The sequence below is a fragment of the Pseudomonas sp. NY15435 genome (assembly GCF_048068295.1).
Taxonomy (GTDB): Bacteria; Pseudomonadota; Gammaproteobacteria; order Pseudomonadales; family Pseudomonadaceae; genus Pseudomonas.
The window spans coordinates 55,768-69,972 of sequence record NZ_JBLUQA010000007.1; the positions used below are offsets into that span (position 1 = coordinate 55,768).

Annotated in this window: 11 protein-coding genes; 6 read left to right on the forward strand and 5 right to left on the reverse strand. The window is 65.4% G+C overall.

Annotation, left to right across the window (positions count from 1 at the left end; all coding sequences use genetic code 11):
- Positions 1-53: 53 nt before the first annotated feature.
- The 3 genes from ACNFH5_RS17905 to ACNFH5_RS17915 are packed head-to-tail and all read left to right on the forward strand — an operon-like array spanning position 54 to position 2,870.
- Positions 54-1,184, forward strand: a complete 1,131-nt coding sequence (locus ACNFH5_RS17905; RefSeq protein ID WP_416748199.1) for an ABC transporter substrate-binding protein — start codon at positions 54-56, stop codon at positions 1,182-1,184.
- Positions 1,185-1,199: 15 nt separating this feature from the next.
- Positions 1,200-2,036 (forward strand): ABC transporter permease, encoded by an 837-nt coding sequence (locus ACNFH5_RS17910; RefSeq protein WP_416748202.1) that lies wholly within the window; start codon positions 1,200-1,202, stop codon positions 2,034-2,036.
- Positions 2,037-2,054: 18 nt separating this feature from the next.
- Positions 2,055-2,870 (forward strand): ABC transporter permease, encoded by an 816-nt coding sequence (locus tag ACNFH5_RS17915; RefSeq protein ID WP_416748204.1) that lies wholly within the window; start codon positions 2,055-2,057, stop codon positions 2,868-2,870.
- Positions 2,871-3,031: 161 nt separating this feature from the next.
- Here the strand turns inward: ACNFH5_RS17915 and tusA are convergent, their stop codons facing one another.
- The gene (tusA, locus tag ACNFH5_RS17920) at positions 3,032-3,271 is read right to left on the reverse strand and encodes a sulfurtransferase TusA (RefSeq protein WP_015477744.1); all 240 of its coding nucleotides are present in this window, start codon (positions 3,269-3,271) and stop codon (positions 3,032-3,034) included.
- A gap of 150 nt (positions 3,272-3,421) precedes the next feature.
- Here tusA and ACNFH5_RS17925 point away from each other — a divergent pair, with 150 nt between their 5' ends.
- Positions 3,422-4,978, forward strand: a complete 1,557-nt coding sequence (locus ACNFH5_RS17925) for an alpha/beta hydrolase (protein WP_416748206.1) — start codon at positions 3,422-3,424, stop codon at positions 4,976-4,978.
- A 116-nt stretch (positions 4,979-5,094) separates the two neighbouring features.
- On the opposite strand, the gene ACNFH5_RS17930 is transcribed toward ACNFH5_RS17925, so the two are convergent.
- Together ACNFH5_RS17930 and rlmM are read right to left on the reverse strand one after the other, a co-directional pair.
- Positions 5,095-5,973 (reverse strand): MaoC family dehydratase, encoded by an 879-nt coding sequence (locus ACNFH5_RS17930; RefSeq protein ID WP_416748208.1) that lies wholly within the window; start codon positions 5,971-5,973, stop codon positions 5,095-5,097.
- Positions 5,974-6,073: 100 nt separating this feature from the next.
- Positions 6,074-7,141 (reverse strand): 23S rRNA (cytidine(2498)-2'-O)-methyltransferase RlmM, encoded by a 1,068-nt coding sequence (rlmM, locus tag ACNFH5_RS17935; RefSeq protein WP_416748210.1) that lies wholly within the window; start codon positions 7,139-7,141, stop codon positions 6,074-6,076.
- A gap of 360 nt (positions 7,142-7,501) precedes the next feature.
- Here rlmM and acnA point away from each other — a divergent pair, with 360 nt between their 5' ends.
- Both acnA and ACNFH5_RS17945 read left to right on the forward strand, forming a co-directional pair.
- A complete protein-coding gene (gene acnA / locus ACNFH5_RS17940; RefSeq protein ID WP_416748212.1) occupies positions 7,502-10,234 on the forward strand; it encodes an aconitate hydratase AcnA in 2,733 nt (910 codons plus the stop codon).
- Between the two features lie 205 nt (positions 10,235-10,439).
- Positions 10,440-12,005: a methyl-accepting chemotaxis protein gene (locus tag ACNFH5_RS17945; protein WP_416748214.1), complete on the forward strand. Its 1,566-nt coding sequence runs from the start codon at positions 10,440-10,442 to the stop codon at positions 12,003-12,005.
- A 123-nt stretch (positions 12,006-12,128) separates the two neighbouring features.
- On the opposite strand, the gene cprA is transcribed toward ACNFH5_RS17945, so the two are convergent.
- Positions 12,129-13,301 (reverse strand): cationic peptide resistance protein CprA, encoded by a 1,173-nt coding sequence (gene cprA, locus ACNFH5_RS17950; protein ID WP_416748216.1) that lies wholly within the window; start codon positions 13,299-13,301, stop codon positions 12,129-12,131.
- Positions 13,302-13,390: 89 nt separating this feature from the next.
- A complete protein-coding gene (locus ACNFH5_RS17955) occupies positions 13,391-14,089 on the reverse strand; it encodes an alpha/beta family hydrolase (RefSeq protein WP_416748218.1) in 699 nt (232 codons plus the stop codon).
- Positions 14,090-14,205: the final 116 nt, after the last annotated feature.

The following is a 14,205-nucleotide window of genomic DNA, read 5'->3' on the forward strand; positions in this document are numbered from 1 at the left end:
TCGCGTTCGCATGTCCTCCTTTCGCCATCCCCACTGATCGGGAGCTGCCCCCCATGTTCAATCCGAAAGAGTTCAATCCGCACCAGCAGGACTGCATCGAAGTCCTCATCGAAAAGACCCGTCGCGGCCAGATCGACCGCCGTACCTTCCTCAAGGGCATGGGCCTGATGGCCGCCCTGCCGCTGGCCCTGCGCAACGGCGTGAGCTTTGCCGCCGGCGACAAGCCGCTGGTGGTGGTGAACTGGGGCGGCGACGCGATCAAGGCCTTCGGCAAGGCCTGGACCGAGGGCTTCTCCAAGGCCACCGGCATTCCCACCAAGATCGACGGCAGCGGCCCCACCGAAGGCGCCATCCGCACTCAGTTGTCCAGCGGCCGGGTAAGCTGGGACGTGGTCGACGCGGAAAGCTCGGTCCTGCAGATCCTCGGCAAGGAAGGCCTGGTCCAGCCCATCGACTACAACGTCGTGTCCAAGGACAAGGTGCTGCCCGGCTTCGCCTACGAATACGGCATCGCCGACTACATGCTCAGCTACGTGATCGCCTACGACAGCGAGCGTTTCGGCGACAAGGTGCCCAAGACCTGGGCGGACTTCTGGGACGTGAAGACCTTCCCCGGCAAGCGCACCCTCTACAAGTGGATGAACGGCATGCTGGAGGCCGCGCTGCTGGCCGACGGCGTGACCCCGGACAAGCTCTACCCGCTGGACGTGCCGCGCGCGCTGAAGAAGATCGAAGAGCTCAAGCCCCATGTGCTGTCCTTCTGGGGCTCGGGGGCGGAAACCCAGCAGTTGCTGATCGAAGGCGAAGTTTCCATGGGCGCCATCTGGAACACCCGCGCCCAGGTCATCACCGACGACAGCGAAGGCCGCATCAAATGGACCTTCGACAACGCCCTGCTGGGCTGCAGCAACTGGGGAGTGCTCAAGGGCAACCCGGCCGGCACCGAGGCCGCCATGAAGTTCATCGCCTACGCCCAGGACCCGCAATCCCAGGTCGAGCTGTTCAAGATGTTCGGCAACGGCCCGGCCAACCCTGCCGCCGCCGCGTTGATCCCTGACGACCGCAAGCACCTCAACTGCACGGACCCGGCGAACCTGCCCAAGCAGATCATGCTCAGCCACGAGTGGTACACCGACCACTACGGGGCAACCCTGGAGCAGTACCTGACCCACATTTCCAAGTGACGCGGAGCGCAGGTCATGGCCGATAACGCCCCCTCGCGGCTCAAGCTGGGCGCCCTGCTGCTGCCGCTGCCGATCGTCCTCTTCGTGTTCTACGTACTGCCCTTCCTCGGCGTGCTCGGCTGGAGCGTGACCCTGCCGGAGCCGGGGATCGAGCAGTACCAGCGGATCATGACGGACCCGGCGATCCACGACGTGCTCTGGCGGACCTTCCGCCTGTGCACCACGGTCAGCGTGATCTCCCTGCTGATCGCCTACCTGATGGCCTACTGCTGGGTCTACAGCCCGCCGTTCTGGCAGCGCGTAGTGGAAATCTGCGTGTTCATCCCGTTCTGGCTGTCGGTGCTGGTGCGCGCCTTCGGCTGGCTGATCGCCTTGCGCAGCAACGGGCTGCTCAACGACTGGCTGCAGTACCTGGGCATCACCAACGAGCCGTTGCAGCTCACCCGCAACGAACTGGGCGTGGTGATCGGCATGGTCCATTTCATGGTGCCCTTCGCGCTGTTCCCGCTGGTCTCCACCATGCGCCGCCTCGACCCGCGCGTGCTGCTCGCCGCGCGCGGCCTGGGCGCCGGGCAGATGCGCACCTTCTGGAGCATCTTCGTGCCGCAGACCATTCCCGGCATCCTCGGCGCCTTCATCATCGTCTTCGTGTTCTGCCTGGGCTTCTTCATCACCCCGGCGATCCTCGGTGGCGGGCAAACGGTGATGGTGGCCGAGTACGTCTATCTACAGATGTTCCAGACCAGCAACTGGGGCCTCGGCGCTGCGCTTTCGGTGGTTTTGCTGGCACTGGTCAGCGGGATGATCTGGGCGCTGCTGCGCATGACCCGCGTCGACAAGCTGGTCGGCTGAGGAACGAGGTACTCATTGATGAACGCACACGAAACCAAAGCCCCCAGCCGCCTGCTGGCGACCATGGCGATGATCTTCATGGTCTTCCCGCTGCTGGCGGTGATTCCGGTGTCCTTCACCAGCAAGCGTTTCCTGTCGATGCCCAACGGCAACTGGTCGCTGCGGCATTACCAGGCGCTGCTGGACAGCCCCGAATGGCTCGCGGCGATCGGCCAGAGTCTGATCGTCGCCACCGCCACCTGCATCATCGCCACCGCCCTGGCGGTGAGCTTCAGCCTCGGCATCTGGTACCTGCGCTCGCGCCTGGCGACCCTGCTGATCGGCCTGGTGCTGCTGCCCATGGCGATCCCGCCGATGATCTCGGCGATGGTCCTGTACTTCATGGAAACCAAGGTCAGCCAGTTCGCGCCCGGCCTGGGCTACGACACCCTGTTCGGCCTGACCATCGCGCACATCGTAATGGTGGTGCCCTATGGTGTGGTGACCATGCTGGTAGCGCTCAGCCAACTGGACCGGCGCATCGAACTGGCGGCGCGCAACCTGGGCGCGAGCCTGGGCCAGACCACCTTCATGGTGGTGCTGCCGAACCTCAAGCTGGGCGTGGCGAGCACGGCGTTGCTGTGCTTTGCGCTGAGCTGGGAAGAGATCGCGGTGACTCTATTCGTCACCAGCACCGAGGTGAATACATTGCCGCGGCAGATCTGGTCCGGCCTGCGCGACAACATCGACCCGGCCGTGGCGGCGATTTCAGTGGTGCTGATCGCCCTGACCTTCGTCGCGCTGGTCGGGCGGATGATTGCCCAGAAGCTTGCAGCACGCCCGGTAGGAAGCTGAAGCCTTTCCCTGTAGGAGCGAGCTTGCTCGCGAACAACGCCCCCGGCAGCTCCGGCGCTGGGCGGTTCGCGAGCAAGCTCGCTCCTACGAAAAAGCGCTATCGCCAGTGACTCCGAGGCTGAGAGTCCGCTCCTACGCACATTGGGATCTCAACGCAAAGATCACTCCGCCTTCTTGCGAATCCAGTACAGGTAGGTCCCCGCCTCTTCCTGCTGTTCCACCAGTTCGTGGCCGAGGAAGACGCAGAACTTGGGGATGTCGCGGCGGGTGGAGGGGTCGGTGGCGATGACCTTGAGCAGGCCGCCGGCGGGCAGGTCGCGCACCTTGTTGTGCAGCATCATGACCGGCTCGGGGCAATTCAGGCCGGTGGCGTCGAGAATGGCATCGACAGGCTGGGACATCACGTCACTCCAGAAAAACCAATGGCGCATTGTCGCGCAAAGGGCACCGTGCGGTCACCCCGCGTCCGTCCGGGTCACCCAACCTTGGTTGGGGGTAGGCGCTACGGGCGCCGGGCATGCTGGCGCATCCGCCTCCTCCAGGGACTGACGATGCGCGCCCTCCTCTGCCTGTGCCTTGCCCTGCTCGCCGGCTGTGCCGCCCGCGACCAGCTTCCCGACTTCAGCGCCAGCCAGGGCAAGGACCTGCCCGCCACCTGGTTCGAAGCGGTTATCACCGCCCGCGACGGCACCCGGCTCTCCGCCACCGTATTCCAGCCCGCGCTGAAGGCCGGCGTCACCGCGCCGGTGATCGTCCACACCCACGGCTGGGGCGGATGGCGGGTAACCGGGCCGGACGGCTACTACGGCAAGAACATGATGTCCGGGCGCGCCGCACTGCGCGCCTGGAAGGCCGGCTTCTGGGTGGTCAGCTACGACCAGCGCGGCTGGGGTGGCAGCGACGGGCGCATCGAGATGATGAACCCGCAGTTCGAAGTGCAGGATGCCAGCGCCGTGATCGACTGGGCCGCCGCCCACCTGCCGCGCGTGACGATGGATGGCGCGAACGATCCGCGCGTCGGCATGCTCGGCGAAAGCTACGGCGGCGCCGTGCAGCTGCTGGCCTCGGCCCAAGACCCGCGCATCGACGCCATCGTTCCCATCGCCACCTGGTACGACCTGGCCGATGCCCTGGCACCGGACGGCCAGCTGAAGATCGGCTGGGGCGGCGTGCTGGTGAGCCTGGGGCTGGCCACCGGCTATGACCTGGGCAAGTTCGTCCAGGCCGACTACCTGCACACCAGCGGCGGGCGCATGGCTGCGCCGGTGCAGGCCGAGCTGCACGCCAACAGCCTTGCCAGCTATTGCGCGGAGGGCCGTCTGCCCCACGCCGACGCCCTGCTGATCCAGGGTCTGCGCGACACCCTGTTCCCGCTGGACCAGGGCTTGCAGATTCGCCAGTGCCTGAAGCAGGCTCCGGCCGACGTGCGCCTGCTGGGCATGCAGGGGGGGCACATCCTGCCGCCGCCCATGCAAGCCTGGAGCGGGCTGCCGCCGTTCAACAACGAGCCGCTGATCCATTGCGGTTCTCGGGCGATCAATCTCTATACCGGCATCGTCGCCTGGTACGAGGAAAAGCTACGCAAGCGCCCCGGCGCCGCCGACAGCGTGCCGGACCTGTGCATCAGCCTTGATCTCGAGCAGGGCCTGGCGCTGGACGACCTGCCACCGCCCGGCCCCAGCGTGGCACTGCCGGCTACGACCATCCGGCCGGCAGTGAGTGGCCTTGTGCAGCCGTCACGGTTCATTCCTCTGCAGCGCGTCAGCGAACACAGCGCTCTGCTCGGCAGCGCCGTAGTCCGTCTCACCGAACCACTGACGGAGCGCCCCGAGGCGCAGGTGTTCGCCGCCCTGGCGATCCGCAGCGCCAATGGCCGCACGCGTCGTCTGGACGAACAGGTAAAACCCTTGGCGAACCAGGGCAGCACACGCCTGAACGCCGTCAGCGCCAGCCTCGCGCCGGGAGATGAGATTGGATTGCTGCTCAGCGGCTTCAGCGACCAGTACCTGTTCAACAGTTCCTGGCGGATAGCGCCGGTAGAGCTGCAGGGCGAGGTGCAACTGCCCAGCCTGCTCCCGCTGCAGCCCCGCGTTGCCGTGCACCCGTAACCGCTCTGCCGTGCGGTTCGCGAGCAAGCTCGCTCCTACAGGTTTGCATCAGAGCGCTTTTCGTAGGAGCGAGCTTGCTCGCGAACAGGACCGCCCCATGCTTCCCAGCGAAACGACTAACGCAACGGCCCGTCCGGCGCCTCATCGAGTTGCGCCAGCAGCATCGGCTGACCATCGCCCTCAGCAGGCAGCAGCGCCCACTGCTCCTTCTTGCCCAGCCGCCGGTAGCTCTGCTTCACCTGGCTGCCCAGCGGCAGCGGCGCCTTGAAGTGCGCATCCAGGCGCACATTCTCGGCCAAGCGACGGCCGGTCAGGCTGCGCGCCAGCCCCCACATGCCGTGGGCAAATGGCTTGCCGAAGCCATAGTGCGAGGCCATCAGGCGCGACAGGTGCAGCGGATTGAAGTCGCCGCTCAGCCCGGCGTAGCGCCAGCCGACAATCTTCGGCACGCGCCACTGCACGCCGGAATGCACCGGCGCTTCCAGGGTGTGCCATTGGGCACGTTCGGGCAGAGGATCGGGCTCGCTCCCGCTCTCGAGGAAGTCGCCCCGGCGCAGGTAAGTGGTGATCGACTGCCAGTAGAGCATGTCGTGATGCCAGGCCTCGGTGACGACATCCACCTCCAGGCCCAGCTCATTGCGGCGGCTGGTGAGAATGCGGCAGTCGAACTGCAGCGGCTCGTTCTCGTCGAGCATGCGATAGCGCTGGATATGGCTGCGCAGGTGAATCAGCCCCACGACCGACAGCGGCATGCGCGAGCGGCTGAGCAGGCGCAGGTGCAGCGGCAGGCTGATCACCTGCGGATAGAGCAGCGGAACGCCCAGCGCCGGGTCGAGCCCGAAGTGCTCGCGGTAGGCGCGCAAGTGGCGAAGGTCGAATTTCAGGGTGCGGCTATCCATCGCCAGGTAAGGCACGCGCTCATCGCGGCCGAGGCCGCGGCGTGGCAGCAACATGCGGCTGTAACTGCCCAGCAGGGAGGGCAACTTTCGCTTCACGAAGGTCTCCGGAAGATCTCGCGCCGCACAGCATGGGCAATGCCGGGCGGCGCGGCAAGTCACCGAAGGTCGGGTGGCGCTGCGGGACCTTTCCGAGTCGTCAGCGCTCGCCCTTCTCGATCCGGCGCAGGTGGCAGGTCACTTCCTCGCGGTCGTGGTACAGCTGCTTGCAGCCGATCTGCACCTTCAGCCCGCGCTCGCGGAAGGACTCTTCCAGGCGGTCGAGGATGCGCCGCACCTCGGTGTAACGCTGCTTCATCGGCAGCTTGAGGTTGACGATGGCCTCGCGGCACAGCCCCTCGCCGATCCAGGTTTCGATCATCGCGCCGGTGCGAGCGGGCTTTTCGACGATATCGCAAACCATCCAGTCCATGCGTTGGCGCGGGCGGAAGGCGTAGCCGTCAACGCGCTGGTGCTCGACCAGCCCGGAGTACATCAGGTTCTCCGCCATCGGCCCGTTGTCCACAGCGACCACGCGCATCTCGCGGTTCACCAGTTGCCAGGTCCAACCACCGGGGGATGCGCCCAGGTCCACGGCGAGCATATCCGGCGCCAGGCGGCGGTCCCAGTCAGCGCGGGGAATGAAGTGGTGCCAGGCCTCTTCCAGCTTCAGCGTCGAGCGGCTCGGCGCCTCGCGGGGGAACTTCAGGCGCGGGATGCCCATGGGCCACATGGCGCAGTTGCGCGCCTCGGCCAGGCCGATGAAAGCCTCGCGGCCGGAACGGAAGGTCAGCAGCAGGCGCGGCAGGCTCGGGTCTTCCACCAGCTTGCCGGCCTTCACCAGGGCGGCGCGCAGGGGCTTCTCGAACTTGCGGCAGAAGGTCGAGAGTTCCTTGCCATCGTTGGTATCGAACACCTCCAGCCAGAGGCTGCCGCACTGCGGAAAGCCGGCCAGGGCCTCGAGGATCGCACCGATGCGGTCCTGCTCCGGCAGCGCGGTAAAACCGGCCCCGCGTGCCCACTGGCGCGGGAAGATCAGCTCGGAGAAACGCAGATGGCGCATCAGCCGGTCGGCGCCGTCGGCGTCCATGCTGATGAATTCGGCGTAGGCAGTGGCTGGCTTGGCCCGCGCGTAACCGGGAATGTCCAGGCGCGCGGCGTGCTCGGACAGCTCGGCACAGACCTCATTCTCGAAGCCCGGGCGGCAGTGCAGTAAGAGGGTATTCATCGGGGTGTCTCCTTGGCCGCGCACTATAGAGGCTGCCCGCGAAGGTTTCATGCAGATTCGCAGGAATCATCCCATGGCCGGAGTCATTTGATCTGAACCCACTCGCAGGACAAACGGTCCAGAACAGATGGCAATACCCCTTCAGGCGGTCTAGCTTGAGTGGTCTGGCCCAGCCCGCCAGAAGACTGCCCGATGATTGCCCTGCCTGGCGAAGATGATCACCGATCGCGGCCCGTCCAAATGGATCAGACCTGCGATGGATCAGGACGTTAGCGCCCTCCTTCGCCAAGTATCGCCAGTGCACCGCCGAATCGGCCGCGCTGCCGATCACGAGCAGAATCCAAGCCTGAGGAGAATGTCATGCCCGCAGTGGATAGCCTGAACAGCCTGCGCACCCTGGAGGTCGCCGGCAAGACCTATCACTACTACAGCCTGCCTGAAGCGGCGAAGAGTCTCGGAGACCTGGGCAAGCTGCCCATGTCCCTGAAAGTCCTGCTGGAAAACCTGTTGCGCTGGGAGGACGACAACACCGTCACCGGCGACGATCTCAAAGCCCTGGCCAACTGGCTGAAGACCCGCAGCTCCGAGCGCGAGATCCAGTACCGCCCCGCCCGCGTGCTGATGCAGGACTTCACCGGCGTACCGGCGGTGGTCGACCTGGCCGCCATGCGCGACGCCATGGCCAAGGCCGGCGGCGACCCGCAGAAGATCAACCCGCTGTCCCCGGTCGACCTGGTCATCGACCACTCGGTGATGGTCGACAAGTTCGCCAGCCAGTCAGCCTTCGCGCAGAACGTCGAGATCGAGATGGAGCGCAACGGCGAGCGCTACGCGTTCCTGCGCTGGGGTCAGAACGCCTTCGACAACTTCCGCGTGGTGCCGCCGGGCACCGGCATCTGCCACCAGGTCAACCTGGAATACCTGGGGCGCACCGTCTGGACCAAGGACGAGGACGGCCGCACCTACGCCTTCCCCGACACCCTGGTCGGCACCGACTCACACACCACCATGATCAACGGCCTTGGCGTGCTCGGCTGGGGCGTGGGCGGCATCGAGGCGGAAGCGGCCATGCTCGGCCAGCCGGTATCGATGCTGATTCCCGAGGTGATCGGCTTCAAGCTCACCGGCAAGCTGAAGGAAGGCATCACCGCCACCGACCTGGTGTTGACCGTCACCCAGATGCTGCGCAAGAAAGGCGTCGTCGGAAAATTCGTCGAGTTCTATGGCGATGGGCTCGCCGATCTGCCTCTGGCCGACCGCGCCACCATCGCCAACATGGCCCCGGAATACGGCGCCACCTGCGGCTTCTTCCCGGTAGACGACATCACCCTGGGCTACCTGCGCCTGTCTGGCCGCCCAGAGGACGCCGTCAAGCTGGTGGAGGCCTACAGCAAGGCCCAGGGCCTGTGGCGCGAAAAAGGCCACGAGCCGGTGTTTACCGACTCCCTGCAACTGGACATGGGCGACGTCGAGGCCAGCCTCGCCGGGCCCAAGCGCCCGCAGGACCGTGTCGCCCTCGGCCAAGTCAGCCAGGCCTTCGATGACTTCCTCGGCCTGCAGATCAAGCCCGCCTCCACCGAGGAGGGCCGCCTGCTCAGCGAGGGGGGCGGTGGCGCTGCCGTGGGCGCAGCAGCCCAGACCGGCGAGGCCGACTACCAGCACGACGGCCACACCTATCGGCTGAAGAACGGCGCCGTGGTGATCGCCGCCATCACCTCCTGCACCAACACCTCCAACCCCAGCGTGATGATGGCCGCCGGCCTCCTGGCGAAGAAGGCGCTGGAGAAGGGCCTGCAGCGCAAGCCCTGGGTGAAGAGCTCATTGGCTCCCGGCTCCAAGGTCGTGACGGATTACTTCCGCGCCGCCGGCCTGACCCGCTATCTGGATGAGCTGGGCTTCGACCTGGTGGGCTACGGCTGCACCACCTGCATCGGTAACTCCGGCCCGCTACTCGACCCCATTGAGAAGGCCGTGCAGCAGGCAGATCTGACCGTCGCCTCGGTGCTCTCGGGCAACCGCAACTTCGAGGGCCGTGTGCACCCGCTGGTGAAAACCAACTGGTTGGCCTCGCCTCCGCTGGTGGTGGCCTACGCCTTGGCCGGCACCGTGCGTACCGATCTGACCAAGGACCCGCTGGGTACCGGCAAGGACGGGCAACCGGTCTATCTGAAGGATATCTGGCCGACCCAGCAGGAAATCGCTGACGCCGTGCAGAAAGTCGACACGGCGATGTTCCACAAGGAGTACGCCGAAGTCTTCCAGGGCGACGAGAAATGGCGCGCGATCCAGGTGCCGGATGCCAAGACCTACACTTGGCAGGGCGACTCCACCTACATCCAGCATCCGCCGTTCTTCGAACACATCGCCGAGGCGCCGCCGAAGGTCGAGGATATCCAGGGTGCCAGTATTCTCGCGGTGCTGGGCGATTCGGTGACCACCGACCACATCTCCCCTGCCGGCAATATCAAGAAGGACAGCCCGGCCGGGCGCTACCTCAGTGAACACGGCGTGGCCTACGCCGATTTCAACTCCTACGGCTCGCGCCGTGGGAACCATGAGGTGATGATGCGCGGCACCTTCGCCAATATCCGTATCAAGAACGAAATGCTCGGTGGCGAGGAAGGCGGCAACACGCTCTACGTCCCCACTGGCGACAAGCTGGCTATCTACGACGCCGCCATGCGCTACCAGAAGGACGGCACCCCGCTGGTTATCGTCGCCGGCAAGGAGTATGGCACCGGTTCATCCCGCGACTGGGCGGCCAAGGGCACCAACCTGCTGGGCGTAAAAGCGGTGATCGCCGAAAGCTTCGAGCGTATCCACCGCTCCAACCTGGTAGGCATGGGCGTACTGCCGTTGCAGTTCAAGGACGGCCAGGACCGCAAGGCGCTGAAACTGACCGGCAAGGAGGTGCTGAGCATCAGCGGTCTGTCAGGCCAACTGAAGCCGCACATGAACCTCAAGGTCACGGTGAAGCGCGAGGACGGCAGCCAGGACAGCTTCGAGGTGCTCTGCCGTATCGACACCCAGAACGAAGTCGAATACTTCAAGGCCGGCGGCATCCTGCACTACGTGCTGCGCAGCCTGATCTAGCTCGGCTGGAATGAACGCGGCGGCCTGCAACGGGCCGCCGCCTTCCACTTTCGAAGCACTTCGAGTGACCCATGGCTATGGGCCATCGTCAGCCTACCGGCGTCACCCTTTTGTCATTATTTCTGTGATTGCCATCAAATTTTCGATCCGGCGGCCGATAAGCTGGACAGACGTACCATTTCGCCTTTTCCGAGATCCCAGCCTGATGCGCAACAACCAGCCGATCACCCAGCGTGAACGCACCTTCCCCGCCGAACAGCGGCTGATTTCCACCACCGACGCCCGCGGCGTGATCAGTTACGCCAACGAGGCCTTCACCACCATCAGCGGTTTTTCCCGCGAGGAACTGGTCGGCGCGGCGCACAACCTGGTGCGCCATCCGGACGTGCCACCCGCCGTATTCGCACACATGTGGGCGACTCTGAAGAAAGGTCGGCCATGGATGGGCATCGTCAAGAACCGGTGCAAGAACGGCGACCACTACTGGGTCAGCGCCTACGTCACGCCTATCTACGAGCGCAACGAGATCGTCGGCTACGAATCGGTGCGGGTGAAACCCAGCGCCGAACAGGTACGCCGCGCCGAAGCGCTGTACGCGCGGATCAATGCCGGCAAGTCGGCAATCCCTGCTCGCGACCGCTGGCTGCCGTTACTGCTGGACTGGCTACCGTTCATCCTGATCGGTCAGATCGGCTTCCTCATCGGCGTCTGGCTGAACTCCCACTGGGGCTTCCTGCTGGCCGCCCTGCTCTCGATCCCGCTGGGGCTCGCCGGCCTCGGCTGGCAGCAGCGCGGCCTCAAGCGCCTGCTGCGCCTGGCCGAGCAGACCACCTCGGACCCGCTGATCGCGCAGATGTATACCGACAGCCGTGGTGCCCAGGCGCGTCTGGAAATGTCCATCCTGAGCCAGGAAGCCCGGCTGAAGACCTGTCTGACCCGTCTGCAGGACACCGCCGAAACCCTCACCGAGCAGGCCCGCGAAGCCGACTCCCTGGCCCACCACAGCTCCGCCGGGCTGGACCGACAGCGCCAGGAAACCGAGCAGGTGGCGACCGCCGTCAACCAGATGGCCGCCACCACCCAGGAAGTGGCCGATAACGTGCAGCGCACCGCCGATGCCACTCGCCAGGCAAACGACCTGACCACCGAAGGCCGGCAGATCGCTGCCGAAACCCGCGAGGCCATGCAGCGCCTTTCCAACTCCGTGGGCGAAACCGGTGAAGCGGTCAGCCAACTGGCACGCGACAGCGAGCAGATCGGCGGCGTGGTGGATGTGATCAAGGGCATCGCCGACCAGACCAACCTGCTGGCCCTCAATGCCGCTATCGAAGCCGCGCGTGCTGGCGAAATGGGTCGCGGCTTCGCCGTGGTCGCCGACGAGGTTCGTTCGCTGGCTCAGCGCACTGCCGAGTCGACCGGACAGATCCACCAACTCATCGCCAATCTGCAGAACACCGCCACCGAAGCGGTGCGCGCCATGGACTCCGGCCGCCGCCAGGCCGACGAAGGCGTGGAGCGTGTGCTGCAGGCGGACAGCGCGCTGGTCGGTATCAGTGACGCGGTGGCCAATATCACCGAGATGACCACGCAGATCGCCGCCGCCGCGGAGGAACAAAGCGCCGTGGCCGAAGAGATCAACCGCAACATCAGCACCATCGCCAACCTCGCCGACCAGACCTCCGGCGAAGCGCAGCGCACTGCCCTGCTCAGCGAGGAGCTGACGCAGACTGCGCACCGCCAGTATTCGCTGGTGGAGCGGTTCAACCGCTGAGGCCATTGCCGCCCGCGGCGGCAACTGTAGGAGCGAACTTGCTCGCGAACCCGGTCCCGTCGCGGAGCTGTTCGCGAGCAAGCTCGCTCCTACAGCGCATACCCACCCGCAGCACTCAGCCGGCTACTTGAAATCCCACTGCATTTGCGCCGGGATGCTCACATCCCGCGAGGACTGCACACACACGTCCACGTAATCGGTGAAGCGCGGCGGTGCGGCAATGCCTTCGTCCAGCAGGCGCTGGTTGTCGAACAGGTAGTTGAGGTCAGCAAAGCCGCTGTACAGGCGCAGTGCACGCAGCACCAGGCGCGGGTTGGCCTTGCCGATGCGGCTTTCGAAACTGCCGGCCAGCTCGCGCAAATCCTCCGAACTGACCTTTCTATAACGCTGGCCCACCGGCGCTTCGCCACGGGCGTCGGCATAAGCCTGGTCGATTTCGCCGAAGGTGCATGCCGAACCGTGGCCAGCGGAGATGTGATAGAGGCTGTGGTTCAGCGTCGGCTTGAGCGCCAGAGCGACCAGCGCTTCAGCGCAGTAGTCGACCGGAATCACGTCGATCTGCTCGTCCAGGCCACAGGTGAAACTCTCCAGGGCAAAGCCCATGCGAAACACCCAGAAGATGCTCCTCGAGGCTCGGCAACCCAGCTCGCGATGCCCGACCACGATGGAGGGGCGCGCCACCACCAGTGGCAGGCCAGGCAACTCTTCGCGCATCCGCCGTTCGATTTCGGCCTTGGAGGCGGTGTAGTCCACCAGTTGCTCGTCGCTGTCCGGGAAGTCCCAGGACTCGCGCACCGGTGACTCGCGCTGCGGACCGCAGCACATCGCGGTGCCCACGTGCAGGAAGCGCTTGAGGTTGCGCGACTGGCTGAGCAGCTTGGCGAAGGCGAAGGTGCCTTCGACGTTTACCGGCCAGATGCTCGGGTTCTTCGAGAAGGAAGCGACGGCAGCGCAGTTGATCACCTGCTCCACGCGCATCAGGCGGGCACGCTCGCCCTGCATCCAGGCGGTGTCGAGCAGGTCACCACAGAGGATCTGGCTTTCCTGCAGGCTCTCCAGCGCCGTCTCCGATACGCAATGCAGGCGCAGGTTGTCGAGCAACCGCTCCAGGCCCTGGGCGGGGGATTCGGCACGGACCAGGAATAGCAGCGCCGGCGTGTGACCATCAGCGATCAGGTGCGCAGCGACGGAGCCGCCGAGGAAGCCGGTGGCGCCAGTCAAGAGCAGGCTGTGCGCGGCGCCGGGGGAGAATCGGTAGGGTTGGGTGGCAATGCGTTCAGCGTATTGGGGGTTCATGGCAGCTTTCGGCCTGTCCTCTGGAAGCGGGGTGTCGACTGCTGGGAGTCGACGCCGGCGAGGATAGGAGGGCCTGCCTTAAGGACCGATTAGGGCAATAGAAACGCTTCGATTTTCGCGGCCGCGTTCTCCAGATGCTGCTCGTGGGTCAGTCCGGAGGCCTTAAGCGGCTTGAGGTCATGGTCGCCGGCTGCCAGCCAGTGGAGTTGGATCGCCGGCGACAGCGAGTAGCCCTGGACCGTCGATCGGTCGCCCAGCGCATCGCGCTCGCCCTGGACGATCAGGGTCGCCGTCTTCAACTCGGCGAGGTGGGCGACACGCGGCTTCTCCGGCTTGCCGGCTGCATAGAACGGGTAGCCGAGACAGACCAGCGCGTCCGCACCCAACTCGTCCGCCAGCAGGCTGGCCATGCGTCCCCCCATGGATTTGCCGCCAATCGCCAGCTTGCCGGGCACCTCGGCGCGAACCTGCGCATAAACCTGCCGCCAGCACTCAAGCAACTGCTTCTGGGGATTCGGCGGACGCCGCTTTCCATCCTCGCGGCGCATAGCCATATAGGGGAACTCGAAGCGCACCACCGAGATACCTCTTTCAGCCAGGCGTGCGGCGATGTCATCCATGAACGGACTGTCCATTGGCGCCCCCGCTCCGTGCGCCAGAACCAGCGTTGCCGACAGTTCGCGATGTGCCGGGTTCCGCAGCAGCGACAAAGGACCGCAGGCGCCCGCGACAGGGGTCTCAGGCGCCAATTGATCCGAATCAATATTCCGAGAGGTGCCTTTATCCATCCTTCACTCCGCTAATTCCGAATTAGTACCTATCCCAAGGGGGAGGGGCGGCATACGCCGTAAGCCGTAAAAAACCTGCCGGGATGGGCATAGCCCATAACCGTGGATGGAAGCCC

Excerpts from the sequence above, each read along its gene's own strand:
- ACNFH5_RS17905 (WP_416748199.1), top strand. The coding sequence starts at position 54 with ATGTTCAATCCGAAAGAGTTCAATCCGCACCAGCAGGACTGCATCGAA.
- ACNFH5_RS17910 (WP_416748202.1), top strand. The coding sequence starts at position 1,200 with ATGGCCGATAACGCCCCCTCGCGGCTCAAGCTGGGCGCCCTGCTGCTG.
- ACNFH5_RS17915 (WP_416748204.1), top strand. The coding sequence starts at position 2,055 with ATGAACGCACACGAAACCAAAGCCCCCAGCCGCCTGCTGGCGACCATG.
- tusA (WP_015477744.1), bottom strand. The coding sequence starts at position 3,271 with ATGTCCCAGCCTGTCGATGCCATTCTCGACGCCACCGGCCTGAATTGC.
- ACNFH5_RS17925 (WP_416748206.1), top strand. The coding sequence starts at position 3,422 with ATGCGCGCCCTCCTCTGCCTGTGCCTTGCCCTGCTCGCCGGCTGTGCC.
- rlmM (WP_416748210.1), bottom strand. The coding sequence starts at position 7,141 with ATGAATACCCTCTTACTGCACTGCCGCCCGGGCTTCGAGAATGAGGTC.
- acnA (WP_416748212.1), top strand. The coding sequence starts at position 7,502 with ATGCCCGCAGTGGATAGCCTGAACAGCCTGCGCACCCTGGAGGTCGCC.
- ACNFH5_RS17945 (WP_416748214.1), top strand. The coding sequence starts at position 10,440 with ATGCGCAACAACCAGCCGATCACCCAGCGTGAACGCACCTTCCCCGCC.
- cprA (WP_416748216.1), bottom strand. The coding sequence starts at position 13,301 with ATGAACCCCCAATACGCTGAACGCATTGCCACCCAACCCTACCGATTC.
- ACNFH5_RS17955 (WP_416748218.1), bottom strand. The coding sequence starts at position 14,089 with ATGGATAAAGGCACCTCTCGGAATATTGATTCGGATCAATTGGCGCCT.